The organism is Phenylobacterium sp. LH3H17, from assembly GCF_024298925.1.
Taxonomy (GTDB): Bacteria; Pseudomonadota; Alphaproteobacteria; order Caulobacterales; family Caulobacteraceae; genus Phenylobacterium.
The window spans coordinates 2,339,432-2,362,959 of sequence record NZ_CP101283.1; the positions used below are offsets into that span (position 1 = coordinate 2,339,432).

Consider the following 23,528-nt stretch of genomic DNA (forward strand, 5'->3'; position numbering starts at 1 on the left):
GCAAGATCGGGACCCATACGCTCCGGATCGAGCGGCGGGACAGTGGCGAGGAATAGACATGCGAGCGGTCATTCGGCGGAACAAGGCTCTGGTCTGCGACGAGATAGAGGACCTGAAGCCCGACACCGGCCAGGTGCTGGTCAAGACCCTGGCCTGCGGCATCTGCGGCTCGGACCTGCACGCCCTGCACCACATGGAGCACATGATCGAGCTGACCAGCCGCGCCAACGGCGGCATGACCGGCGGCTTCGATCCCCGCGCCGACACCGTGTTCGGCCACGAGTTCTGCGCCGAGATTCTGGAACACGGCCCCGGCACGCAAGGCCTGCTAAAGGCCGGGACCCGCATCGTCTCCCTGCCGGTCACCCTGACACCGGCCGGCGGGGCGGAGATGCTGGGCTTCTCCAACAACCTGCCCGGCGGCTTCGCCGAGCGGATGATCCTGTCGGAGGCCCTGCTGCTTGAGGTGCCCAACGGCCTGCCCACCGACCAGGCCGCGCTCACAGAGCCTTTCGCGGTCGGCGCCCATGCGGTGGCCAAGGCCAGGCTCGATCCCAACAGCGTCTGCCTGGTGATCGGCTGCGGTCCTGTGGGCCTGGCGGTGATCGCGGGCCTGAAGGCGCGCGGCCACGGCCCGGTCATCGCCGCCGACTACTCCCCTCGCCGCCGCGCCGCGGCCGAGATGCTGGGCGCCGACGTGATCATCGACCCCGCCAAGGAAAGCCCCCACGCCCGCTGGGAGGGCTTCGGCGTGCCGACGGCGCGGGCCGCCCAGAGCATGATCAAGATGATGGGCGGCAGCTTCGGCCGGCCGGTGGTCTTCGAATGCGTCGGCTCGCCGGGCATCGTCCAGAGCCTGATCGAGGCTGCCCCCGCCGGCGCCCAGATCGTGGTGGCCGGGGTCTGCATGGAGACCGACAAGATCGAGCCCGCCATCGCCATCACCAAGGAGATCGAGCTCACCTTCGTGTTCGGCTACAGCCCCGAGGAATTCGCTCAGACCCTGCACGACATCGCCCAGGGCGTGATCGACGTCAGTGGCGTGGTGACGGGGAAGGTCGGCCTAGGCGGCGTGGCCGAGGCGTTCGTGACGCTGGGCGACCCGGAAGCGCACGTGAAGATCCTGGTGGAGCCTGGGCGGGTTTAGCTAGCCTTCTCTGGGGTAAGCCGCAGCCACAGATTCCCAAACAAGAGACGCGCTTCGATTTGCTTCGCCTCTCCGCCAATGAATGACCTGCCCCTCGACGATGAAACTCAGCTCTTCGGTTAGCAGCATCACCTCGTTCAGCACTTCCCGTATGTGCCGGTAGAGAGGACGCTCTCGTTGGACTGCAAAATGAAGCTCGTGTGCGATGTTTTCATCGCGAAATGCACGAATTAATCGGGCTCGATTTGGCCCCTCCTCGGTCTCTAGCGCGTGCAGGCGCGCGAGAAAGCGCTCAATCCTTTGACCAACCTGCCGGGCATTGGCTTCGCCGAGATCATTGTTCCAAGTCTTCGCATCTTCGATGAACCAGGCAGACACTCCGGGTAGCGCCAGCAAGGTGCGACACACCGGGAAACTCAATCTATTCGTCTGATCGGGATTGCCACGGCCTGGCGCGTCCAGCACTCGAGTAATCGCGACGATCTGACCATCTCGAGTAGCTCTCTCGAAGACCCACGCGGCTTCAGACGCCGGGGATTCGGCGACAGTGCGACGATTATCGGCCGCCTCATTTAGAGCGCGCCAGACTTCTTCAGTCGCCCGAGCCCATTCAATTGTCTGCAAAATCCGGTTCTTGGCGTGCCGCAACCTGGTGACTACTGCTTGGATATCGACCTGCTCATCTGCTGGTTGGCGAGCCACTAACCTTCCTCCTGCTCAGATCTGATCCTCAAAGCTTCATCGGGCTCACATAACCGGTTAGTTCCAGATAGCCCCGCCCGCCTTGGGTCGTAACGGCCCCCTCCCAGTAGATCGGACCACCCGCCGCCCGGCTGTCGAGTTCCTGGTCGTCGAACAGCGGCTTGAGCATCCAGCGCCGTTCGCCCTGCGGCAGTCGGACGGTCAGCGATCGTTCCACCGGATAGCGGCCGCCGGTCCTTGGCGAGCGCCAGAGGCGTTCGGCGCCGAACCGCACCGTGTCCGGGGTGAACCTGGTCACCGCCCCGTCCTTGCCGCGTAGCGAGCCGCCGGCCCAAAGCGCCTTGCCAGCCGCGTCGCGGACCTGGAAGGCCATGAGCGCGCCGCCATCATCGAGATTGAGGCCGACCCAATCCCAGCCCACCGCCTTGGGATCGAGCAGGGTCGAGGACCATTCACGGTCGAGCCAGGCCGAGCCTGTCACCCGCACCGCTTTGCCTGCCCGCGTTACGGTCCCCGACACGACCATCTGCGGCAGGCTGTAATAGTGGCTGGCCTGGCTGGGCTGCGGCCCCTTGCGGCTGTAGCCGCCCTCCCCCTGCGCCAGCGGCGGCTGGGTGGGGCGGAAGGCCAGGTCGAGGGTGAAGGCCTTGCCCCCGACCTTGGTCACGAACCGGCCGTCGGTGGCGCGCCGCATCGTCCAGTCGTCGATGATGAGGTTCGCATCGCCCACCGCCGCCTCGGCCAGTCCGAAGCCGGCGCGGGCCATGCGCTGGTCGTGCAGCAGCTTGCCGACCTTGGGGTCCGACAGGGCGGCGTGGGCGAACAGGATCTGCTTGGCGGCAAAGGCGCTGGGATTGCGCTGATCGACGCTGGGACGGGAGCGGAAGAAGGTCACCTGGAAGCCCAGGTCCTGGCCGTCGGCGGTCTTCAGCCAGCCGGTGACGTACCACCACTCGGTGCGGAACTCAGGGTGGGCCCCGTGGTCGAAGGGGAAGCTCAGGCCCACGCCAGGCTTCACCTGGGGATAGAGCGGCAGGACCGGCCCGGTCTGGGTGGCCGCGGGGCTGGCCAGCACCAGCAGAGCCGCGAGGATCGCCAACAGCCGGGCCATCACCAGTCCTCCCGCACGGCGCGCACGGCGTCGGCCGACAGCGCCCGGCGGCCGGCCAGCAGGGCCGTGCCCGCCGCCGCCGCGACCAGGGCGGCCGCCACGCTGGCCAGCAGCGCCCAGGGCAGCTTGGTCTCCATGGTCCAGTGGAAGGACTGCGGATTGACCACGTGGATCAGCACCTGGCTCATGACCAGGCCCAGGCCGATCCCGGCAAGCACCCCGACCGCCCCCAGAACCGCGCCCTCGGTGGCCAGCATGGCGACGATCTGCGAGCGGGTGACGCCCAGGTGGCGCAGCATGCCGAACTCCTTGGTGCGCGCCAGGGTCTGGGCCGAGACCGTGGCCGCCACCCCGGCCAGCCCTACAAGAATGGCGATGGCCTCCAGGCCATAGGTCACCGCGAAGCTGCGGTCGAACAGGCGTAGCGCGAAGGCGCGCAGGGTCTTGGGTTCGGCGAAGTCGACGTCCAGGCCGGGCGGCATCCGGGCGCGCAGGGCGGCGATAACCGCCTGGGGCTTGGCGCCGGGCGTCAGTTCCACCGCCGCCCCGGCGCGGAAGGTGTCGCCGGTCAGGCGGGTATAGTCGGCGGAGTCCAGGGCGACCGCCCCATGCTGGTTGGAATAGTCGCGCCAGATCCCGGCCACGAAGAACGGCGCCGCCCTGCCGCTGATGGGCAGGGTGATGCTCTGGCCCGGCTTCCAGCCATAGAGCCAGGCGGCGGGCTCCGAGACCCAGACCGGCGTGGCGCCCGCGGGCGCCGTGGCGCTGGCGATCATCGGCATCCGGCGCGCGTCGAAGGGGCGGATCAGCACCGCCAGCGGCGGCTGGTCGGCGGAGAGGCGCAGGCTGGTGGAGGTTTGGAAGACCATCCGCGCCACGCCGGGCGTCCGCGCCAGGGCCGCCTGGGTCGCCGGATCGAAGCCGCCGCCGGAGGCCTCGGCGCGGACATAGAGGTCGTCGGCCAGGACCTGGCCCAGCCAGTCGTCCACGGAGCCCCGGAAGCTCGACACCATCACCGCCATGGCCACCATCAGGCTGGTGCTGGCCACGATCCCGCACAGCGCCACCGCCGCCTGGGACGGCGCGCCCCACAGACGCTTGAAGGCCAGGTCGACGGCCGCACCTGCCACCCGCACGCGCTGCAAGGGCGTCAGCAGGGTCCGGGCGATCCAGGGCATGGCCGCCACCCCGCCGGCCAGCAGCAGGGCCATGGCGCCGTAGCCGAACAGCGGAATCCCCCAGACGGCCGGGGCGAAGGCCGCCGCCGCGCCGGCCGCCAGCAGCAGGACCGACGGCCAGATCCGCGGCGCCACCCGCGGGTCGACGGCGTCGCCGACGTTCTTCAGGGCGACGGCGGGCTGGGCGCGGGCCGCCTCCCGCGCGGGGATCAGGCTGCCGCCCATGGCCGTGAGCAGGCCCAGGACCAGGAACACCAGGGCCGCGCCAGGCGCGAAGACCAGCTCAGGCTCGACGCCGCCGAAATAGCCGCCGCCGAGGTCGCCGCCCAGCAGGGCCAGGACTCCGCTCGCCAGGGCCAGGCCGAGGCCCAGGCCCACAACCCCGCCCACCAGCCCGACAACACCCCCCTCGGCCAGCACCTGGCCCAGCAGGGCGCGGCGGCGCACCCCCAGCACCCGGAGCAGGGCGAACTGGGCCCGGCGCCGCGCCACGGCAAGGGACTGGGCCGAATAGACCAGGAACCCGCCAGTCAGCAGGGCCATCAGGGCCAGCATGTCCAGATTGACCCGATAGGCGCGGCTGAGCGCGTCGCTGCGCCGGGCCTCGCTCTCGCGGCTAACCAGTTGGGCGTCGGCCGGCAGGACCCTGGCGATGGCGGCGCGCACCCGGCCCGCGTCGGCGCCCTGGTCCAGGCGCAGGTCGATGCGCTGCAGCTTGCCGATCTGGCCGAACCGCCACTGGGCCGCGGCGATGTCCATGACGGCGATCTGCTGGCCCTCGGGCACGCCGGGCAGTGTCCCAGCCACCCGCAGGGGCACGGCGCGACCGGCGGCGGTCAGATCGAGCCGGTCGTCCGGCTTGACCCGCAGGGCCTCGAGCGCGGCTTGCGAGAGCAGCACGGCGTTGTCGTCGAAAGCCGCCTCGCTGGTCGGACCATGGGCGGCGTCGGCGCCGGCCGGGCGGCCCAGCAGGCTCGGCGTCACATAGGCGGCGCGGAGCACGTCCAGGCCGATCAGGGTCACCGGTCCGTCCGCGCCCTTGGCCCTGGCCTCGAGCTCCACCACCGGGCTCGCCGCCGCGACGCCTGGCAAACGGGCCAGCGTCGGATATAGGCCCTCGTCGAAGCCGACCGGCGAGACGCCGCGCACCTGCAGTTCGGCGTCGCCATTGACCGTCGAAACGGCTTGAGAGAATTCGTTGAGCGCCGAGGCGTTGACCAGATGCACCGCCAGGCCCAGCGCGACCCCGACCGCGATGGCCACGGCGGCGGTCACCGCCCGCATCGGGTGGGCCCGCCACTCGCCGAGGATCATCCAGCGCGCGGCCAGCGTCTGGGGACGGTCAGCCGCCATGGCGCTCGACGAGGCCGGTGCGGGTCAGGGTCAGGACCCGATCGGCCGCCGCGGCGGCGACGTCGGAATGGGTGACCAGCAAGGCCGCGGCGCCGGACTGGCGCACCTGGCCCGCGAACAGCTCCAGCACCCGGCCGGCGGTCTCGGGATCGAGGTTGCCGGTGGGCTCGTCGGCGAGGATCAGGCCGGGGCGATGGACCAGCGCACGGGCGATCGCGACCCGCTGCATCTCGCCGCCTGAGAGCTGGTGGGGGAAGTCCCCGGCCCGGCCCGGCAGGCCAACCGCGTCCAGCATGGCGCCGGCCCGCGCCAGCGCCTCAGCGCCGGGCGCCCGCTGCAGGACCAGCGGCAAGGCCACGTTCTGGCCCAGGGTCAGGTGCGGCAGGATGTGGAAGGCCTGGAACACGAAGCCGATCCGGTCGCGCCGCAGGCCTGTGCGGGCGTCGTCGTCCAGGGTCTCCAGACCGACGCCGTCGATGGCCACCTGGCCGGCGTCGGCGCCGTCCAGCCCGGCGATCAGGTTGAGCAGGGTGGACTTGCCGACCCCGGACTCCCCCATGACCGCCACGAACTCCCCGGCGTGCAGATCCAGGTCCAGACCCTCGAACAGCACCCGGCCGCCGGGGACCGACTTGGCCAGGGAACGCAGCGATAGGATCGGGGACTCGGCGGCCATCGGCTTATCTAACCTCGCCTCGCGTCTGTAGTCCTCGACCTTTCGCCGGCCGCCGAGGGTCACGCCTCCGCCTTCGCCTCCTCGGCAGGGGCGGGCCGCGCCGGACGCTTTTGTGCCAGGGCCGCGCAGGAGGCGAAGCCGATGGAGCCCTCTTCGTCATATAGCCGGCACTCGCCGACCGCCACGCCGTCGGTGGCGTCATGATAGGCGCTCTCGAAGCCGATCCACTCCGTGCGCGGCATCCGGTGCAGATAGACGGTGACGTCGGAATTGATGAAGGCCAGGCCCTGGTCGGAGGCATGGGCGGCGGGGCTGGCGAAGTCGGCGGCGACGGCGACGCGCTGGAACGGAGTGAGCGGCTCGCCCTCGACGATGTCGCGGACCTCGCTCATCCACATGCGACGCTGGCCGCCCTGGCCGAAGCCGCCGCTGATCGGCCGAGTGGACCACATCTTGCCCATGGGTCCGCTCGAAGGATCCGGCGCCGGGATGGCGGCGGGCTTGGGGACATCCCACTCCGGCGCCTTCCAGACCTTGCCCTCGGGATTCTCGGTGCGGCGCAGGAACTGACAGGTCGCCTTGGCCATGCTGACGCCGCCGGAGATGAACTCCGCCTCGGCCACCCGAATGCGGCCGCCCTCGCGGATCAGCCGGGTGGTCACCTCGATGGGATCGAAGCCCGGCAGCCGGTACATGTCGACCGTCAGGCGGGCCGGCAGGAAGTCCGGGTCGCCGTGTTTGCGTTCCAGCTCGAAGCCCAGCAGGCCGACGATTACGCGGCCGTGCAGGGAGTTGGGGTTCCAGGGGCCTCGGCCGGCGGGGGTGGGGACGTAATGGTCCCCGTCTCGTTTGAAAAATGGTTCGTTTGTCATGGCGCGGGACCATGACGGATTCCCGATCCTAGAACTAGGCCGCCGTTTCTCTGTGGATCGCGGCGTCGAGGCCCACGAGAAGTTCGTCCCAAGCCGCGGCCACAGGGGGGGTCCAATCCTCGCCCAACAGGTCGCGCATCGTCTCCATCACGGTGGCGAAGAAGGTGGTGAACACCTTGGGCGGCACGCCAATGCCCTCATGGTTGATGATTTCGGCGCGGACCATGTTGGCGCCGAACGCCCCCTCGCTGGAGAAGTCCAGCAAGGTCCGGAAGACGACGGCCAGCATCTCGCCGCGTGCCGCGCCGGTCTTGTCGCCGATGAACAGCTCGGCCATTTCGGGGCTCTTGGCGAACAGCCGGTCATAGACCGCCTGCGTCGGATCTCCGTGGCGCTCAGCGACCTCCTCGAGGCTCCAGGCGATGAGATTTGTTTCGTCGGTCATAATTTGCGCGGCTCGATCTGCTCAGACGAAGGTCCGGTTGGCGAATTTCAGACTTGGCAGAATAGTTGATGCGTTTTTCGTTGCTTGGAAAGCTGGCCGCAGGCGCCATGTTGAGCACCATGTCAGCCTTCCCTGCGCTCGCCCTGTCCGATCCCAACGACCCATACGTCTATATGGAGGAGATCGAGGGCGCGAGAGCCATGGCCTTCGCGCGCGCAGAAAACGCCCGCTCCCTGCCCTTGCTGCAGAATGACCCGCGCTATTCCAAGCTCTATGCCGACGCGCTCACCATCGCCACGGCCAAGGATCGGATTCCCGGCATGGGCTTCGCCGGCGACGGGAGCCTCCGCAACTACTGGCAGGACGCCGAACACGTCCGCGGGGTCTGGCGTTCAACCGACCTCGACAGCTACCGGACCGGCAAGCCCGCCTGGAGGACGATCCTCGACCTCGACGCCCTGGCCAAGACCGAGGGCAAGAACTGGGTCTGGAAGGGCGCAGATTGCCTGGCGCCGGACGACAGGATCTGCCTGGTCTCGCTCTCCGACGGTGGCAAGGACGCCGTCGAGGTCCGCGAGTTCGACACGGCGAACGGCCGGTTCGTGAAGGACGGCTTCTTCCTGCCGCAGGGAAAGCACCGGTTCGCCTGGGTCGACGCCGACACCTTGGCGGTTGCCACCGAATGGGCCAAGGGCGAGGTCACCACCTCCGGCTACCCCTACATCATCAAGCTGGTGAAGCGCGGCCGGCCACTCGCCGAAGCGACCGAGGTGTTCCGCGGCAAGTCCGAGGACGGCGGCTACGGCGTCTCGCCCATCGCGCTGCGCGATGCGGACGGCCGGCTGCAGGCCCTGATCGCCTTCCGGCCGCTCGATACCTTCAACGCCGAACATCATCTGCTCGGGGACGCCGGGGCGACCAAGCTGCCGGTTCCGCTGAAGTCGTCCATCCAGGGCCTGATCGACGGCCAGATGCTGCTGACGCTGGAGCAGGACTGGGTAGCGCATGAGGGAAAGTCGGGCGACCTGCTCGCGCTCGACCTCCAGAAGCTCAAGACCGACGCGGCCAATACCCGTCCGACCTTGATCCTGCGCCCCTCACAGAGCCAGGCGATCGAACAGGTGGCCACCACCCGCAACCGACTGGTCGTCGCCCTCTATGAAAATGTGAAGGGCGGCATCCTCAGCTTCAGTCACGGCCCCAAGGGTTGGACCTCGACCAAGCTCGACCTGCCCCGGGACGCCTCGATCGGCGTCGCCTCGGCGTCGGACCGCGATGACAGGCTGCTGCTGTCGGTGGCGGGCTTCCTCATGCCCTCCACCCAGGTGCTGGCCGACGCCACCACCGGAACGACGGAGACCCTGCGCACCCTGCCCGCCCGCTTCGACGCTTCGAAGCACGTGGTCAAACAGCACTGGGCGACCTCGAAGGACGGGACGAAGGTTCCCTACTTCGTTGTCCGGCCGAAGGACCTGAAGCCGGACGGCTCGGCGCCCACCCTGCTCTACGCCTATGGCGGCTTCCAGGTGTCGCAGACGCCCGGTTACGCCGCCTCGGTCGGCAAGCTCTGGCTTGAGCGTGGCGGGGTCTATGTGATCGCCAACATCCGGGGCGGCGGCGAGTTTGGGCCTCGCTGGCACGAGGCGGGCCTGAAACTGAACCGCATGCGGGTCTATGACGACTTCTTCGCCGTCTCCGAGGACCTGATCGCGCGCAAGATCACCAGTCCCGCCAAGCTGGGGATCATGGGCGGCTCCAACGGCGGTCTGCTGATGGGCGTGGCGCTCACCCTGCGGCCGGAGCTCTACAAGGCCATCGTCGTCCAGGTGCCGCTGTTCGACATGATCGGCTACACCCACATCGGCGCCGGGGCCTCTTGGGTCGGCGAGTACGGCGATCCGGCCAATCCAGAAGAGCGCAAGGTGATCGACACCTATTCGCCCTACCAGCTCCTGGCCAAGGGCAAGCCCTATCCGAAGGTCTTTCTGGAGACCTCGACCAAGGACGACCGGGTCCATCCAGCCCACGCCCGCAAGGCCGCCGCGCGCCTCAAGGAGCTGGGCTACGACTACCTCTATTACGAGAACATCGACGGCGGCCACGCCGCGGCGGCCAACCTCAACGAGACCGCCAAGCGCCAGGCGCTGGAGTACACCTACCTGACGCAGCAGTTGATGGACTGACGCCGACGGGAGCGCTCCGGCGCTCCTTCAATCGTCGTTGGACGGCCGCGGATCGATGTTGACCAGCGCGATCCTGGCGCCCGGCGCGGCGTCCGAGGCCGTCAGCTGGGCGCGAAGCTGCTTGCCCAGGGCTTCGACGACACTGGTGCCGAGGCCGACGCGGGTGCTGTGCGAGGCCGGCGGCTTGCCGATCCCGTCGTCGGTGACCGACAAGGTCCAGCCGGGCTGGGGCAGCTCATAGTCGACCAGCACCTCGCCCTCCCGGCCATCCGGGAAGGCGTGCTTCAGGGCGTTGATCACCAGTTCGGTGACGATCAGACCCAGGCTGACGGCTTCCTGGGACGTGACGGTAGCCGTGTCGGATCGCACGCTCAGGGTCAGCGGCCGTGACTCGCGGATCATTGACGAGGCCAGGCTCTCGCACAGCTTGGTCAGGTAGGGGCCGACCTCCACCTCGCCCAGGCTTGCCTGCAGGTGCTGCTGCACGGCGGCGACCGACATGACGCGGTCGTGGGCGTCGTGCAGGTGCCGGCGGGTTTCCTCGGACTTCACGGTCCGGGCCTTCAGCAGCAGGACGCTGGCGATGATCTGCAGGCTGTTGGCGATGCGGTGCTGCATCTCCTGCATCAGGACCGCGCGCTCCCGCAGCAGGGTGTCCTTCTCCAGCAGCAGCGCCACGTTCAGGTGCTCGACCCTGCGGACGTCGGTGACGTCGTGAACGACCATCAGGACCCGGTGGCGCTCGGCCCCCACATGGTTGAGGTTCTGCACATTGACGACCAGTCGACGAGGGGGAACACCTTCCCGAACGAGATCGGTCTCGTAGTCGCCCAAATCCATCCCGTCGGCCAGGGCGTTATCCAGCAGGACGTGCAGCTGGGCGATGTCCCACTCCCCTTCGCCCAGGTTGGCCAGATTGGCCCCCTCAGCGCCCTTAGCCAGAATGTCGAAGGCCGTGCAGAACGAGGGGCTGGCGTGAACGACGAGCCCGTGGCCGTCGAACAGCAAAAGCGGGACCGGAGACGTGTCGATCAGCGCGCCCGCCAAGCTCGCAGCGCCAATCAGCCGATTGTAGGCTTCGGCCACTCGGGCCTCCTAGGCGGCTTGGGGCCCGCGATGCGAAAGCCTTCATGGACGCAGATACTACCCTAGCACGGGCGCACCAAACGGCCGCGCTTATTCGGGCGCGCCCGGCCCCGGGCGCGTCTCGACGCTCCTCGCATCCACGACCTCGCCGCATTCTGAGCAGGTCTGGACGGCATGGAAGTCATGGCCGCAGACCTTGTGCCGGTGCAGCAGCGGCGGGCCGGCCCGGCTGGCATAGTGCCGGTCGCCCCAGTGGACGATGGCCATGACCACAGGGTGCAGCTCCATCCCCTTCTCGGTCAGCCGGTATTCGAAGCGGGTCGGGTTGTCCTGGTAGGGAACGCGTTTCAGCACACCCTCCTCCACGAGGTGCTTCAGCCGATCGGCGACGATGGTCCGCGAGATGCCCAGGCGCTCCTGGAAGGCCTCGAACCGACGCACCCCCAGGAAACAGTCGCGCAGGATCATCAGGGTCCAGCGGTCGCCGATCACCGCCACCGAGCGGGCGATGGAGCATGGCTGCTGGGCCAGTTCGTTCCACTTCATCGGCGGCCTTCCCCGCTCCCCGTCAATCCGATCATTGACGGGGTCCAGATTCGATACCATGGTCCGTCCAGAAAATAAACTTACTGGAGTGAGGACATGGCCGGGGTCTGTCTTGTAATCGGCGCCGGGGACGGGGTCGGGGGCGCCATCGCCACGGCATTCGCGGCCGAAGGCTTCGAGGTCTGCATCACTCGGCGGGCGCGCAATCTCGATCAGCTGGAAGCCCTGGCCCAGTCCATGCGCGACGCCGGCGGCAGGGCCCGGGCCTTCGGGGTCGACGCCCGGTCCGAGGACGAGATGGTCGCGCTGTTCGCGCAGATCGAGCGCGAGGTCGGTCCCCTGGAGGTGGTGGTGTTCAATATCGGAGCCAACGTCCGCTTCGAGCTGACCGAGACCACCGCCAGGGTGTTCCACAAGGTCTGGGAGATGGCCTGTTTCGCGGGCTTCCTGACCGGGCGCGAGGCCGCCAAGGCGATGCTGCCACGCGGCCGCGGCACCATCCTGTTCACCGGCGCCTCGGCCTCGATGCGCGGCCGCCAGGGGTTCTCGGCCTTCTCGGCGGCCAAGCAAGCCCTGCGCGCGGTGGCCCAGACGGCGGCCAAGGAGCTGGGCCCCCAGGGAATCCACGTGGCCCACGTGGTGGTCGACGGGGCCATCGACGGGGTCTTCGCCCGCACCAACATCGCCGATCGCGAGGAGCGGCTGGCCCGCGACAACATCCTCAAGCCCGAGGAGATCGCCACGAACTATGTGTGGCTCCACAAGCAACACCGCTCGGCCTGGACGCATGAACTGGACCTGCGCCCCTGGTCCGAGAGCTGGTGAGGGAGGACATCATGGGAAAGACCGTCGAGTTCATTTTCGATTTCGCCAGCCCCAACGGCTACATGGCCCACTGCGTCCTGCCCGACATCGCCAGGCGGACCGGGGCGGAGATCAAGATCACGCCCTGCCTGCTGGGCGGGCTGTTCAAGCTGACCGGCAACCAGGCGCCGATGACCGCCTTCGGCGACGTCCAGGGCAAGCTGGCCTACGAGGCCCTGGAGAGCCGCCGGTTCATCGCCCGGCACGGTCTGAGCCGGTACAAGTTCAATCCGCATTTCCCAATCAACACCCTGCTGATCATGCGCGGCATGGTCGCGGCCCGGCGGATGGGGGTGGAGGCGGCCTATACCGCAGCGGTCTTCGCCGCCATGTGGGAGCGTGGCCTGAAGATGGACGATCCTCAGGTCGTGGCCCAGGTGCTGACAGAGGCGGGACTCGATGCCCGCGCCCTGCTGGAGGCCACTCAGGATCCCGAGGTCAAGGCCGAGCTGATGGCCAACACCGAGGCCGCCGCGGCCCGCGGCGCCTTCGGCATCCCCACCTTCTTCGTCGGCGAGGAGATGTTCTTCGGCAAGGAGCGCCTGGGCCAAGTGGAGGAAGAGCTGGCAAGCTGAGCGCGACATGGTCGACCGCAAGTGAACGACAATATTTGCGCTGTCGCCGGGGCATCGCCAAGGTTCAGTGGGAATTGTTCATGCCGCCATGGCCTGGGAATCCCGTGTTTTCGGACCCCCGATACGTCATCGAAGACTCATAACGGACGGAGAGAATCGGCGAGCGGGAGTCGCTGGAGGTTTCGAAAAAATGAGCAATTTCCAGAATAACGCGGACATTCAGGCCCTTTGCCTGTAGATAACTTGTCACACTCGAGGTCTGTGGATTCTCGCGCCGGCGCTGGTCGCCGGCCGCACCCCCATTCCACAACCCCGTCTCGACAAGGAGCAGCCCCCATGGCCACCCGCGACGCATTCATCCGAGCCGTCTTCACCGTGGCGCGTCATGACGACAAGTGGGCCGTGGAACACGAAGGCCAGTACTTCGATCATTCCATCGACAAGGAAGAGGCCAAGGCCGCCGCCAATCGCCGCGCGCGCGCCGCCCAGGATGCCGGCCGGCCGTGCCAGGTCCGGGTCACCGGCGAGCACGGCTTCTTCGCCGCCGCCTGAACCGCCATTTCAACCGAGATCTAGCCGATGAGCCAGCCCGTGAGCCAAGACATTCCGCTGCAGCGCCCCGCCTTCGTGGCGCCGAAGTCGATGGCGGAGACCTTCCGCAAGGCGATCGAGGCCGCGGAGCAATCCGGCACGTCGCGCGACGACATGACCCTGCACCTGACCCTGCGCGACGCCTCCAACATTCGACGCGACAACCGGATTCCGGTGTCGGACCTGAGCTTCGCCAACGGTGAGATGCGCCTGCTGAAGGTGAAGGTCGTGACCGGCGGAGTCGACGTCAGCAAGCTGGACCTCGGCGGGTCCTGATCGGCCGCTATCGCCGGCGCGGCGGGACCACGTCGGCAAAGGCCTCGAAGCTTTTCCACGCCGGCTCGACCGGCGGCGCGTCGGCCTTCGGCGTGTAGGTGGACGGCTCGACCACCTGCAGCGACGGGATGTAGCGCGGGCAGTTCGGGAAGATGTCCGTCGGACGGACCTTGACCAGCAACTGTGCGCCCGGAATGCCGACGATGCGTGGATCGTCCTGCGAGACGCTGGCCGTTCCGTTGACCCGCAGACGCTGCGGCTTCTCGCCCATGGCGATGAACAGCAGGCCCACATGGGGGTTGGCTGCGATATTGCCGAGGCTCTTGAACATCCCGTTGCCGTCATAGTCCGGGAAGATCAGCTCGTCGGCGGCAGCCACCTGGACGAACCCGACGGGCCCGCCCTTGAAGGAGCAGTCGGGCCGGCCTTCCACGTCGGCCGTGGCCAGGAAGAAGAAGCTTTGCGCCGCGATGAAGGCGCCGTCAGCCTCGTTGAAAACCTTCCGGCGCAAGGTCTCTTCCAGCCGGTCGGCCAGGGCCCTGCTGCCGAAGGCGTCTTGCAGATCGCGATTGCCTTGATGGTACATATGACCCTCCCGTCACCGGCGCAGCGCCATCCTACGCCCGTTGGCCGGTGCGGCGAACGCCTGTAACAATCCCACCGCTTTCGTGACGGGGGTCGCCCATGGAGCTTGATGCAGTCGGCGGCGCGGCCACGGGCGGCCTGATCGGCGCGGCCATCGAGAAGCCGACCGGCCAGGCCGGGGAACACTCCAGGACCTGCACCGACTGCGGCGCCGAGGTGTCCGGACGCTTCTGCCAGAACTGCGGACAGCCGACGCACGTCCACCGCACCCTGCTGCACCTGGGCGAAGAGCTGCTGCACGGGGTGATGCACTTCGACAGCCACATCTGGCGGACCCTGCCGCTGTTGGTCCTCAACCCCGGCAAGCTGACCCGCGAGTGGGTGCACGGGAAGCGGACGCGCTACGTCTCGCCGCTGGCCATGTTCCTGTTCACTGTTTTCGTCATGTTCATGCTGCTGAGCTTCATGCCGACCCCGGGGCAGGAGCCGGATAAGACGACCGGGGCGGCGGCGAGTTCCGGCACACGGCTCTTCAACGCCGCGAACGCCGTGAACCAGGCCGAAACCGCACTGAACGACGCCCCTAAAGGAACCGACGCGGCCTCCGTCGCGCGGCGTGCGGCGCTGCAAGAACGAGTCGACGGCGCGCGCGCGGCCTTGGAAGAAGCCAACAAGGCGATGGAGGACAACCCCACCCCGCCCGACGTGGCGGCCCTGAGCGCCGACTGGGCCAAGGAGGTGCGCGCCAAGGCCGAGAGCGGCGAATGGAAAGCCAATACGGGCAACAAGGCGCTGGACGACAAGCTCAACAAAAAGCTCAAGAATCCGGAGCTGGCGCTCTACAAGATCCAGCAGACTTTCTACAAATTTTCCTTCCTGCTCGTGCCGATCTCCCTGCCCTTTGTGGCGGCGCTGTTCCTGTGGAAGCGGGGCTTCACCTTCTACGACCACGGGGTCTTCGTGCTCTATTCGCTGACCTTCATGGCGATGCTGATCATGGTCGCCGCGGCGATCGTCCGCTGGGGCGGCTCAGTGGGCGGGACAGCGGCGGCGGTCGGCCTGTGGTTCATTATCCCGGCGCACATGTTCGCCCAGCTCAAGGGCGCCTACAGCCTGGGGGTGTTCTCGACGGTCTGGCGGACCTTCGTCTTGCTGAATTTCTGCCTCATGACGCTGCTGCTGTTCCTGTTCACGGTGATCATGCTGGGCTTGACCGGCTAATGGCGGCGCGTTGGGGTTTTGGCGCCACAGGGGGTCAGGATGGTCCCCGGTCGTAGGATGGGCGGTCGCAACACTCGCTGCGGCAACGCTTCCGGGGCGTAATCGAGCGAAAAATAATCCCGCCTGGGACGATTTACCCGCCGGCGCCCGGGACGCAATCGCGCTGGACAGTCCCCGGCGCAGCAGGATTACCTCCCCCCATAACACCCCTGCCGTGCATCCGCGGCGATGCGCCGAGACCGGGGTGAAAACGGGAGAAGACGAACATGGCGTACAATCGCAGTGCGCGGCGGCTCAGGCGAGCCTGCTCGCGATCATCATGGCCATGCCGGCGACAGCCGCGATGGCCCAGACCGACGTCGAAGAGCTGATCGTCACCGCGCGGAAGCGCGACGAGGCCCTGATCGACGTGCCGTTCTCGATCAATGCGCTCAGCGAAGCCAAGATGCGCGAGCGCGGCGCGACCAATATCGAGGAACTGTCGCGCAACATCGCCGGCTTCACGGTGCAGAACCTGGGGCCTGGCCAGAGCCAGGTGGCCATTCGCGGGATCTCCGCCGGCCAGATCGTCCGCGACCAGCCGGGCGTCAAGGAACAGGTCGGGGTCTATCTCGACGAGTCGGTGATATCGCTATCGCTGTTCACCCCGGACATCGATCTGTTCGACCTCAACCGGGTCGAGGTGCTGCGGGGGCCCCAGGGCACGCTCTACGGCTCGGGCTCCTTGTCGGGCACGGTGCGCTACATCACCAACCAGCCCAACACCGCCGAGATGGAAGGCGCGGCGGAAGCGACCGTCAATAGCGTCAGGCATGGTGAGGTCGGCGGCGAACTGAAGGGCATGATCAATATCCCGCTGACCGAACAGGCGGCCCTGCGCATCGTCGGCTTCGCCACGGATTTCCCCGGCTTCATCGACGCGGTGCAACCCGGCGGGGCGACCAATGAGGACGTGAACGGCGGCAGCCGCCTGGGCTTCCGGGCCTCACTGTTGTTCCAGCCGACCGAGAACCTCACCATCACGCCGCGGATCATCTACCAGACCATCGATGTCGATGGCTTCAACCGGGTCGACGTCTACAACTACCTCGGCAACCAATACACCACGACCCGCCCGCGGGTGACCTTGGGCGATCTGGAGCAGTTCACCCAGCTCCAGGAGAAGTTCAAGGACGAGTTCCGGCTTGGCGACGTCACCGTCCGGTACGATTTCGGCGACGTGGCCCTCACCTCGATCTCCACCTTCCAGGACCGCGACGTTCTGGTGGTGCGCGACGCTACAGCGCTGACCGGCTCGATCACCGGCGGCTCGATCGGTCTGCCGGAAGCGGTCTTCACTCTCGACGCGCCGCTCTATGACGAAACCAATGTGAAGTCGTTCACCCAGGAACTGCGCCTGGCCTCGGACGGCGATGGCCCGCTCCAGTGGGTGGTCGGCGGCTTCTATTCCAATGTCGATCGCGACTACTCCCAAATCCTGGATGTGGCCGGCTTCGAGGCGGCGACCGGGATTCCGACCGCGGGCGCGCGCGCACCGAAGGACGCGCTCTACTATTCGACCGTACCCTACAAGCAGAAGCAGTACGCGGTGTTCGGCGAAGCTACCTGGACGGTGAACGAGCGCTTGGACGTCACCGCCGGCGTCCGCTACGCCAGCTATGAGGAAAACCGCATCCTCACCTTCGACGGCATCTTCGCCGACACCACCATCGGCGTGCCGGGCGCCACCGAGGCTGACGACTTCGCCCCGCGGGTCATCGTCGCCTACAAGGCCACCGACGACATCACCTTCAACGCCCAGGCGTCGAAGGGCTTCCGGCTGGGCGGCATCAACGATCCGCTGAACCGTCCCCTCTGCAGCGCCGCCGATTTCGCCACCTTCAACGCGCTCTCCAAGCCCAGCTTCGACAACGAAACCGTCTGGAACTACGAGGCGGGCATGAAGGCGGAGTTCGCAGAACGGCGCGGTTCGCTCACGGTCGCGGCCTTCTATTCCGACATCGAGAACCTGCAGGCCACCATAGACGCCGGCAGTTGCTCGTCACGAGTGATCGTCAACGTGCCGAAGGCCAAGTCCAGCGGCCTCGAGGCGGAGTTCGCCTTTCGTCTTACCGACGATTTCGACGTGGCGGCCTCGGCCTCCTTGAACAGCGCCAAGCTGAAGTCGAGCGTCAATGATGCGACCGGCGCCCCGATCCAGGGCCTGCGCGACGGCAACCGCCTTCCTACCGTGCCGAAGTTCCAAGCCGCCTTCAGCCTGAACTACGCACACGAACTGCAAGGCGGCTGGACCCCCTTCGCCAACCTCACATGGCAGTATGTCGGCGACCGGTTCACGCAGATCTCCGACCAGGAGAACAACCCGCGGACCGTCACCCTGTTCGGCACCGGGGCGCCCACCGTATCGACGCTGAGCTTCCCGCTGGAGCTGCCGGACTATCAGGTGGTGAACCTGCGCGGCGGCGCGCGCTTCGGCAATTTCGAGGCCGCGGTCTTCGTGCAGAACCTCACCGACGAACGGGCCTTGCTCTCCATCGACCGGGAGCGCGGCCTGCGCGCCCGCTACGGCTACCAGACCAACCAGCCGCGGACGGTGGGCGTGACCCTGCGCCAGACGTTCTAGGAGGCGCTAGCTAGAAGAACTGCGCGAGGTTGCGGCGAATCCGTTCCAGGACGGGTTCGTCGCCCTTCGGCGGCTCGAACGCCTGGCCGGTGATGGTCTCGAAGGCGCGGATATAGACCTCCGAAGTCTCCAGGATCATCGCCTCCGGGATCTCCGGGATCGGGTCCTTGTAGGGGTCGCAGCGCTCCGCCACCCAGGCGCGGACGAAGTCCTTGTCGAAGCTCTCCGGCCGCTCGCCGGCGGCGAAGCGCTGTTCGTAGCTCCCGGCGATCCAGTAGCGGCTGGAGTCGGGGGTGTGGATCTCGTCGGCCAGGATGATTGTCCCGTCGGCGTCGGTCCCGAACTCGTACTTCGTATCGACCAGGATCAGGCCTCGCTTGGCCGCGATCTCCTGCCCCCGGGCGAACAGGGCCAGGGCATAGGTCGAGAGCTGGTCCCACTGGGCCTGGGTGAGCAGGCCCTGGGCGACGATCTCCTCGGGCGTCAGCGGCTCGTCGTGGCCGCCGTCGAAGGCCTTGGAGGTCGGCGTGATGATCGGATGCGGAAGTTTCTGGTTGTCGCGGAGGCCGTCGGGCAAGACGTGGCCGTACATTCGGCGCTGGCCCTGCTTGTAGAGCGTCAGGATCGAGGTGCCGGTGGTTCCCGCCAGGTAGTCGCGGACCACGATCTCCACCGGCAGGATGTCCAGCCGCTTGCCGATCACCACGTTCGGGTCCGGGTAGCCGAGCACGTGATTGGGGCAGATGTCGGCCGTCTTCTCGAACCAGAACCGGGCGGTCTGGGTCAGGACCTGGCCCTTGTAGGGGATGGCCGCCAGGATCCTGTCGAAGGCGCTCAACCGGTCGGAGGCGATGATGATCCGCCGCCCGTCGGGCAGGTCGTAATTGTCCCGCACCTTGCCGAAATAGGCGTTCGGCAGCTCGGGAATGACGGCGTCGCGAAGGACGTGGCGCAGGGCGGAGGAATCCATGGGGCGAGCTTATCGTCCGGCCCTGCCCCGCCCCACAAGTCCTAGTTCACCGGACCGCCATTGCCGAAGGTCTGCGACAGGCGAACCACAGCGGGCAGCAGCAGCACGCCGAGCAGGCACGGGAAGATGAACAGGATCAGCGGCACGGTCAGCTTGACCGGCAGGGCCAGGGCCTTCTCCTCTGCCCGCAGCATCCGCTTCTGGCGCATGTCGCTGGAGAAGATGGTGAGCGTCTCGCCCAGGCTGGTGCCCATGTCTTCGGCCTGGCGCAGCATAGTGGCCAGCGCTCGGGCGTCGTCGATGCCAAGGCGGTCGGCGAAGGTCAGCCAGGCGTCCTTGCGCGACTTTCCGGCCCGAAGCTCCAGGGTCAGCATCCGCAGGTGGATAGTCAGGCGCGGATAGCGCCGCGCGAGCTCGTCGCAGACCCGGGACACTGCGGCGTCGAGGGACAGGCCCGCCTCCACCGAGGCGACCAGCAGGTCGAGCAGGTCGGGGAAGCCGTCGGAATATTCCAGCTCCCGCTCCTTCTGGCGGATCTTTAGGAACCGGTCGGGGCCAAGCAGGGCGACGATCGACAGCGCTCCGGCTACGCTGAGCGGGCCGGTGCCGCCGCCCTTCATGGCGAACGGCAGCAGCAGGATCGTGCCTATGGTCGCGAGCGCCAGCGAGATGGCGCGCGCGCCCAGATAGTAGACGGCGGCGTCGCGGTTGAAGTAGCCGGCCCGCATCAGCCGCATGCGCACGTCGGAGACCTTGGACGGGTCGCTCACCGCCGCCTGCTGGCCCAGGCGGCGCACGCCGGCGATCACGTGGCCGAAGATGCGCACCTCGCCGTGCGCCGCCGCCGGCCGCCCCGCGGCGCCCGGACCCTCGAACCGGGCGCGGCGCTGGGAGCGCACCCGCACCTCGCCGGCCAGCACGAGCAGCCCGCCGACCGCGGCGACCGAAAGCAGGACCAGCGCCACGCCGGTGATCAGGTTCTGGAGCTGAAGCGTGTCCATGCTAGATCCGCATGGCGACCATCTTGCGCATGATGAGGTTGCCGATCACCAGCCAGACAGCGAAACCGGCCAGGGCGATCTGGACGACCGGTTCGTCGATCACGTCGCCATAGAAATCGGGCGCCATGATTGTGATGGCGCCCGCTGCGACCAGCGGCGCGGCGCTGAGGATGGTCGCCGAGACCCGGCCCTCGGAGGTCGCCGCCTTGATCTTCAAGCGCATCCGCTGGCGCTCGCGCACTGTGTTGGCGTTGAGTTTCAGCAGACCCGTCAGGTTGCCCCCCGCCCGCTCCTGCAGGCGCACGGTGGCGGCGAACAGGTCGACGTCGGGATGCTGGCACCGCACGGACATGCGCTCGACCGCCTGCTCCAGGGTGGCGCCATAGGCGATCTCGTCTGCGGCCATGCCGAACTCCGAACCGATGGGGTCGGACATCTCCCGGCCCACCAGGGCGATGGCCGTGGGCACCGGGTGGCCCGCCTCCAGGCTGCGGACGATGATCTCGAGGCCTTGCGGCAACTGCTCGCCGAGCGCCTTCGACCGGCGTCCGGCCATGACCTTGAGGAACATTATCGGGCCGCCCAGACCCGCGACCAGGACGCCGACCGGCGCTGCGATCAGGCTCCTGGTCGCCACGAAGGCCAGGGCAGCGCCGACCACGGCGGCGATGAGCACGGCCAGCAGCCAGCGCCGGGCGTCGTAGGGCACGCCGGAGCGGACGATCAGGGCGCCCAGCCAGAGCCACCCGCCCTTGGCGTCGCCCGAGGCGTTCAGGCCTCGCTGCTTTCGCAGCTCGACCACCAGCTCGGCGATACCGGCGGTGCGCTCGGCGATCAGCAGGCGGCGGTTAACCTTGCGCTTCTGCTGGGCGGTGCGGGCCAGGCCGATCGTCGCCTGGACCGCGGCGAACACCGCGGCGAACACCAGGATCAGATAGACCCAGGAAACGTCGACTTCCATCAGCTCAACGCCCGCGAGGGATCGAAGTGGGCCACGTCATAGGCGATGCCGCGGCGGATCATCTCGTCCAGGCACTTCGGGCGCAGGCCGGTCGCGCGGAATTCGCCATGCACCATCCCATCGGCGGTGGTGTGGGTGCGATTGAAGACGAAGATATCCTGCATCTGCACCACCTGGCCTTCCATGCCGGTGATCTCGGTTACGGCCATAACCTTCCGCTTGCCGTCCGACAGGCGCATCACCTGGACGATCATGCCGATCGCCGAAGCGATCTGACCGCGCATGCTCTCGGGCGTCAGCCGCATGCCGGACATGGCCACCATCTGCTCCAGGCGGGTGATGGCGTCGCGCGGGGTATTGGCGTGGATGGTGGCCATTGAGCCCTCGTGGCCTGTGTTCATGGCCTGGAGCATGTCGAACGCCTCCTCGCCGCGCACCTCGCCCAGGATCACCCGGTCGGGACGCATGCGCAGGGCGTTCTTGACCAGCTCGCGCTGGCGGATCTCGCCCTTACCCTCGATGTTCGGCGGCCGGGTCTCCATGCGCACCACGTGAGGCTGCTGCATCTGGAGCTCGGCGGCGTCCTCGATGGTGATCAGGCGTTCGCCATGGCTGATTGCCGCCGACAGGGCGTTGAGCATGGTGGTCTTGCCCGAGCCGGTGCCGCCCGAGATCACGGTCGAGACCCGCGCCTTGATCGCCCCGTGCAGGAAATCGGCGACGCACTGGGGCATTGCCCCGACATCCACCAGCTTTTCCAGGGTGTAGGGCTTCTTGGAGAACTTCCGGATCGAAACACAGGCGCCGTCGATCGCCACCGGGAAGATGGCGGCATTGACCCGGCTGCCGTCCGGCAGGCGGGCGTCGACCATGGGCGAGCTCTCGTCGATCCGGCGACCCACGCCGGCGACGATGCGATTGACGATACGCAGCAGGTGGTCGTTGTCGCGGAACCTGACCGGGGTCGGTTCCAGTTCGCCGCGGCGCTCCACATAGACCTGGAACGGCCCGTTGATCAGGATGTCGTTGACGCTGTCGTCCTTGAGCAGCGGCTCGATGGGGCCAAGACCCACCATCTCGTCGTGCACCGAGGCGCCCAGTTCCTCCAGTTCGGCGGTGTTGAGCACCAGGCGCTCGTCGCGAGCGAAGTCGGCGACCAGGGACATGACCTGCTTGCGCAGCTCGCCGTCCGCCAGCCTCTCCAGCTTGGAGAGGTCCAACTCCTCGATCAGCCGGGCGTGAAGTTTCATCTTCACGTCCAGCATCTTGTTTTCCGACACCCGCTGGGCGGAGGGCTCCGGCGGCGGCGGGGGCGGCTCGGGGATATCCGGATCGATCGCCGCGGGCGCGGCGGGACGGGTGATGTTGAAGCGGCCCATCAGGCGGCTCTCCGGGACCAGCCGGCGCGACGGTCGGTCACGCCCAGCAGACGGTCGATGAGTACGGCCACATCGCGCACGATCTTGGACTTGGGCCGGTACTGGCTGATCGGCCCGCCCAGATTGACCGAGGCGGCGGCGGCCTCCCAGTCGGAGCTGATGCTGGCCTCGGTCTTGCGCTCCAGCGCCCGCTCGGCCTCCGCCGTCGACGGCGTGGGGCCAAACATGCGACCAGCCAGGCGGTTCAGCACGATGCGGGTCTTGCGGCCCACCGGCAGCGCAGTCTCGATCTCTTCCGAGAGCGACCGGGCGGCCAGCAGGGCCGGCACGGTGAGCTCGGAGATCACCAGCACCTCGTCGGTGCCGGACAGCACCTCCAGAGACCAGGATCGCCGATGGCGCGGCATGTCGATGATCACGAACTCGTAGGCCTCGCAAGCGATCTCCAGGATGCGCAGCACCGCCTCGCGGGAGATCTGATCGAAGGCCATCGGGTCGCGTGGACAGGCCAGCATGTCCAGTCCCTTGGCGACCGGGGTGGTGAAGGCGGCCAGCAGGGCCGCGTCCATCCGCTCTGCCGCCGGGCCGAACTGGGCCAGGCCCATGGCCGGCGACGCCGCCAGGTAGGCGGAGGCCGCGCCATCGGCGAGGTGCAGGTCGATCAGGCAGACCCCCTGCTCCTTGGTGGTGCGGCCCGCGAGGGCGCTGGCGATCTCGATGGCGAGGGTCGTGGCCCCGGCGCCGCCGACCGCGCCGACCACCGCCCAGCACCGCGATCCCTGCCCAGGCGACACCGCCGGTTCCTGCGCCGCGCCGTCGAGCAGGGTGTAGACGGCCGCCTGCAGCTGCTCATCGGAGAACGGCTCCTCCAGCACGTCGGAATGTTTGATTCGCATGAGGGCGCGAACCAGGTTGGCGGGCAGGCGCTGGCCCACCAGCAAGGTCGGAGGCGCGTTGGCCATCGCCGCGAGGCCGGCTATGGCCTCGCCCAGAATCGCGGGGTCGGCGGCGTCCGCGTCGATCAGGATCAGGTCGACCGTGGCCGGCTGGAGATCGACGAGACGCTCCACGCCCGCCAGTTCGAAGGCCGCGCCGAACAGCGGCCCGCGCGCCAGGGGCGCCAGCGTCGTCCCAATGGCCAGGACGCGTCGGCCAAGCAGGCTCCAATGGGTCATCCGCGAGG

The 23,528-nt window shown here is 67.9% G+C and carries 22 protein-coding genes; 8 read left to right on the plus strand and 14 right to left on the minus strand.

Going from position 1 to position 23,528, the window contains the following annotated elements:
- Positions 1–58: 58 nt before the first annotated feature.
- Positions 59–1,147, plus strand: coding sequence for a zinc-binding dehydrogenase (locus tag M9M90_RS11630; RefSeq protein ID WP_254833399.1), 1,089 nt, complete (start codon positions 59–61; stop codon positions 1,145–1,147).
- Here the strand turns inward: M9M90_RS11630 and M9M90_RS11635 are convergent, their stop codons facing one another.
- The 6 genes from M9M90_RS11635 to M9M90_RS11660 are packed head-to-tail and all read right to left on the minus strand — an operon-like array spanning position 1,148 to position 7,484.
- Entirely contained in the window at positions 1,148–1,849 is a 702-nt protein-coding gene (locus M9M90_RS11635) for a hypothetical protein (RefSeq protein WP_254833400.1), read from the minus strand. It lies immediately after the preceding gene.
- 28 nt (positions 1,850–1,877) lie between these two features.
- A complete protein-coding gene (locus M9M90_RS11640) occupies positions 1,878–2,960 on the minus strand; it encodes a carotenoid 1,2-hydratase (protein ID WP_254833401.1) in 1,083 nt (360 codons plus the stop codon).
- Positions 2,960–5,491: an FtsX-like permease family protein gene (locus M9M90_RS11645; RefSeq protein ID WP_254833402.1), complete on the minus strand. Its 2,532-nt coding sequence runs from the start codon at positions 5,489–5,491 to the stop codon at positions 2,960–2,962. Before M9M90_RS11645 ends, M9M90_RS11640 begins: the two co-directional genes overlap by 1 nt.
- Positions 5,481–6,167: an ABC transporter ATP-binding protein gene (locus M9M90_RS11650; protein ID WP_254833403.1), complete on the minus strand. Its 687-nt coding sequence runs from the start codon at positions 6,165–6,167 to the stop codon at positions 5,481–5,483. The genes M9M90_RS11645 and M9M90_RS11650 overlap by 11 nt, the downstream gene beginning before the upstream one ends.
- Positions 6,168–6,226: 59 nt before the next feature.
- Entirely contained in the window at positions 6,227–7,039 is an 813-nt protein-coding gene (locus M9M90_RS11655; RefSeq protein ID WP_254833404.1) for a thioesterase family protein, read from the minus strand.
- A gap of 34 nt (positions 7,040–7,073) precedes the next feature.
- Positions 7,074–7,484: a globin gene (locus M9M90_RS11660; RefSeq protein ID WP_254833405.1), complete on the minus strand. Its 411-nt coding sequence runs from the start codon at positions 7,482–7,484 to the stop codon at positions 7,074–7,076.
- Between the two features lie 119 nt (positions 7,485–7,603).
- Between M9M90_RS11660 and M9M90_RS11665 the strand changes: the two genes are divergently transcribed.
- Positions 7,604–9,667, plus strand: a complete 2,064-nt coding sequence (locus M9M90_RS11665; protein WP_254833406.1) for a prolyl oligopeptidase family protein — start codon at positions 7,604–7,606, stop codon at positions 9,665–9,667.
- Positions 9,668–9,694: 27 nt separating this feature from the next.
- Here M9M90_RS11665 and M9M90_RS11670 read toward each other — a convergent pair whose 3' ends face one another.
- Together M9M90_RS11670 and M9M90_RS11675 are read right to left on the minus strand one after the other, a co-directional pair.
- Positions 9,695–10,753 (minus strand): sensor histidine kinase, encoded by a 1,059-nt coding sequence (locus tag M9M90_RS11670; RefSeq protein ID WP_254833407.1) that lies wholly within the window; start codon positions 10,751–10,753, stop codon positions 9,695–9,697.
- 90 nt (positions 10,754–10,843) lie between these two features.
- Positions 10,844–11,299, minus strand: coding sequence for a helix-turn-helix domain-containing protein (locus M9M90_RS11675; protein WP_254833408.1), 456 nt, complete (start codon positions 11,297–11,299; stop codon positions 10,844–10,846).
- Between the two features lie 96 nt (positions 11,300–11,395).
- On the opposite strand from M9M90_RS11675, the gene M9M90_RS11680 reads away from it, so the two are divergent.
- The 4 genes from M9M90_RS11680 (at position 11,396) to M9M90_RS11695 (ending at position 13,605) form a co-directional block, all read left to right on the plus strand.
- Complete coding sequence (locus M9M90_RS11680) at positions 11,396–12,124, plus strand: SDR family NAD(P)-dependent oxidoreductase (protein ID WP_254833409.1); 729 nt, start codon at positions 11,396–11,398, stop codon at positions 12,122–12,124.
- A gap of 11 nt (positions 12,125–12,135) precedes the next feature.
- Positions 12,136–12,738, plus strand: coding sequence for a 2-hydroxychromene-2-carboxylate isomerase (locus M9M90_RS11685; protein WP_254833410.1), 603 nt, complete (start codon positions 12,136–12,138; stop codon positions 12,736–12,738).
- Positions 12,739–13,074: 336 nt separating this feature from the next.
- Entirely contained in the window at positions 13,075–13,290 is a 216-nt protein-coding gene (locus M9M90_RS11690; protein ID WP_254833411.1) for a DUF2188 domain-containing protein, read from the plus strand.
- Positions 13,291–13,329: 39 nt separating this feature from the next.
- Positions 13,330–13,605, plus strand: coding sequence for a hypothetical protein (locus M9M90_RS11695; RefSeq protein ID WP_254833412.1), 276 nt, complete (start codon positions 13,330–13,332; stop codon positions 13,603–13,605).
- A gap of 7 nt (positions 13,606–13,612) precedes the next feature.
- Here M9M90_RS11695 and M9M90_RS11700 read toward each other — a convergent pair whose 3' ends face one another.
- Positions 13,613–14,191 carry a pyridoxamine 5'-phosphate oxidase family protein gene (locus M9M90_RS11700; protein WP_254833413.1) on the minus strand — a complete coding sequence of 193 codons (579 nt, stop codon included), beginning with the start codon at positions 14,189–14,191 and terminating at the stop codon, positions 13,613–13,615.
- A 98-nt stretch (positions 14,192–14,289) separates the two neighbouring features.
- On the opposite strand from M9M90_RS11700, the gene M9M90_RS11705 reads away from it, so the two are divergent.
- Positions 14,290–15,411 carry a DUF3667 domain-containing protein gene (locus tag M9M90_RS11705; RefSeq protein WP_254833414.1) on the plus strand — a complete coding sequence of 374 codons (1,122 nt, stop codon included), beginning with the start codon at positions 14,290–14,292 and terminating at the stop codon, positions 15,409–15,411.
- Positions 15,412–15,655: 244 nt separating this feature from the next.
- Positions 15,656–18,034, plus strand: a complete 2,379-nt coding sequence (locus M9M90_RS11710) for a TonB-dependent receptor (RefSeq protein ID WP_254833415.1) — start codon at positions 15,656–15,658, stop codon at positions 18,032–18,034.
- A 10-nt stretch (positions 18,035–18,044) separates the two neighbouring features.
- Here M9M90_RS11710 and M9M90_RS11715 read toward each other — a convergent pair whose 3' ends face one another.
- The 5 genes from M9M90_RS11715 to M9M90_RS11735 are packed head-to-tail and all read right to left on the minus strand — an operon-like array spanning position 18,045 to position 23,520.
- Positions 18,045–19,004: a phosphoribosylaminoimidazolesuccinocarboxamide synthase gene (locus M9M90_RS11715; protein ID WP_254833416.1), complete on the minus strand. Its 960-nt coding sequence runs from the start codon at positions 19,002–19,004 to the stop codon at positions 18,045–18,047.
- Positions 19,005–19,045: 41 nt separating this feature from the next.
- Entirely contained in the window at positions 19,046–20,005 is a 960-nt protein-coding gene (locus tag M9M90_RS11720; RefSeq protein WP_254833417.1) for a type II secretion system F family protein, read from the minus strand.
- Position 20,006: 1 nt separating this feature from the next.
- On the minus strand, positions 20,007–20,966 hold the full coding sequence (locus M9M90_RS11725) for a type II secretion system F family protein (protein ID WP_254833418.1): 960 nt from the start codon (positions 20,964–20,966) through the stop codon (positions 20,007–20,009).
- Positions 20,966–22,345, minus strand: a complete 1,380-nt coding sequence (locus tag M9M90_RS11730) for a CpaF family protein (RefSeq protein WP_254833419.1) — start codon at positions 22,343–22,345, stop codon at positions 20,966–20,968. The genes M9M90_RS11725 and M9M90_RS11730 overlap by 1 nt, the downstream gene beginning before the upstream one ends.
- Positions 22,345–23,520, minus strand: coding sequence for a hypothetical protein (locus M9M90_RS11735; protein WP_254833420.1), 1,176 nt, complete (start codon positions 23,518–23,520; stop codon positions 22,345–22,347). Before M9M90_RS11735 ends, M9M90_RS11730 begins: the two co-directional genes overlap by 1 nt.
- Positions 23,521–23,528 lie beyond the last annotated feature (8 nt).

Bases quoted from the DNA above. Each gene is read 5' to 3' on its own strand.
- M9M90_RS11630 (WP_254833399.1), top strand. From the start codon at position 59: ATGCGAGCGGTCATTCGGCGGAACAAGGCTCTGGTCTGCGACGAGATA.
- M9M90_RS11640 (WP_254833401.1), bottom strand. From the start codon at position 2,960: ATGGCCCGGCTGTTGGCGATCCTCGCGGCTCTGCTGGTGCTGGCCAGC.
- M9M90_RS11645 (WP_254833402.1), bottom strand. From the start codon at position 5,491: ATGGCGGCTGACCGTCCCCAGACGCTGGCCGCGCGCTGGATGATCCTC.
- M9M90_RS11650 (WP_254833403.1), bottom strand. From the start codon at position 6,167: ATGGCCGCCGAGTCCCCGATCCTATCGCTGCGTTCCCTGGCCAAGTCG.
- M9M90_RS11655 (WP_254833404.1), bottom strand. From the start codon at position 7,039: ATGACAAACGAACCATTTTTCAAACGAGACGGGGACCATTACGTCCCC.
- M9M90_RS11660 (WP_254833405.1), bottom strand. From the start codon at position 7,484: ATGACCGACGAAACAAATCTCATCGCCTGGAGCCTCGAGGAGGTCGCT.
- M9M90_RS11665 (WP_254833406.1), top strand. From the start codon at position 7,604: ATGTCAGCCTTCCCTGCGCTCGCCCTGTCCGATCCCAACGACCCATAC.
- M9M90_RS11675 (WP_254833408.1), bottom strand. From the start codon at position 11,299: ATGAAGTGGAACGAACTGGCCCAGCAGCCATGCTCCATCGCCCGCTCG.
- M9M90_RS11680 (WP_254833409.1), top strand. From the start codon at position 11,396: ATGGCCGGGGTCTGTCTTGTAATCGGCGCCGGGGACGGGGTCGGGGGC.
- M9M90_RS11685 (WP_254833410.1), top strand. From the start codon at position 12,136: ATGGGAAAGACCGTCGAGTTCATTTTCGATTTCGCCAGCCCCAACGGC.
- M9M90_RS11690 (WP_254833411.1), top strand. From the start codon at position 13,075: ATGGCCACCCGCGACGCATTCATCCGAGCCGTCTTCACCGTGGCGCGT.
- M9M90_RS11700 (WP_254833413.1), bottom strand. From the start codon at position 14,191: ATGTACCATCAAGGCAATCGCGATCTGCAAGACGCCTTCGGCAGCAGG.
- M9M90_RS11705 (WP_254833414.1), top strand. From the start codon at position 14,290: ATGGAGCTTGATGCAGTCGGCGGCGCGGCCACGGGCGGCCTGATCGGC.
- M9M90_RS11715 (WP_254833416.1), bottom strand. From the start codon at position 19,004: ATGGATTCCTCCGCCCTGCGCCACGTCCTTCGCGACGCCGTCATTCCC.
- M9M90_RS11720 (WP_254833417.1), bottom strand. From the start codon at position 20,005: ATGGACACGCTTCAGCTCCAGAACCTGATCACCGGCGTGGCGCTGGTC.
- M9M90_RS11725 (WP_254833418.1), bottom strand. From the start codon at position 20,966: ATGGAAGTCGACGTTTCCTGGGTCTATCTGATCCTGGTGTTCGCCGCG.
- M9M90_RS11730 (WP_254833419.1), bottom strand. From the start codon at position 22,345: ATGGGCCGCTTCAACATCACCCGTCCCGCCGCGCCCGCGGCGATCGAT.
- M9M90_RS11735 (WP_254833420.1), bottom strand. From the start codon at position 23,520: ATGACCCATTGGAGCCTGCTTGGCCGACGCGTCCTGGCCATTGGGACG.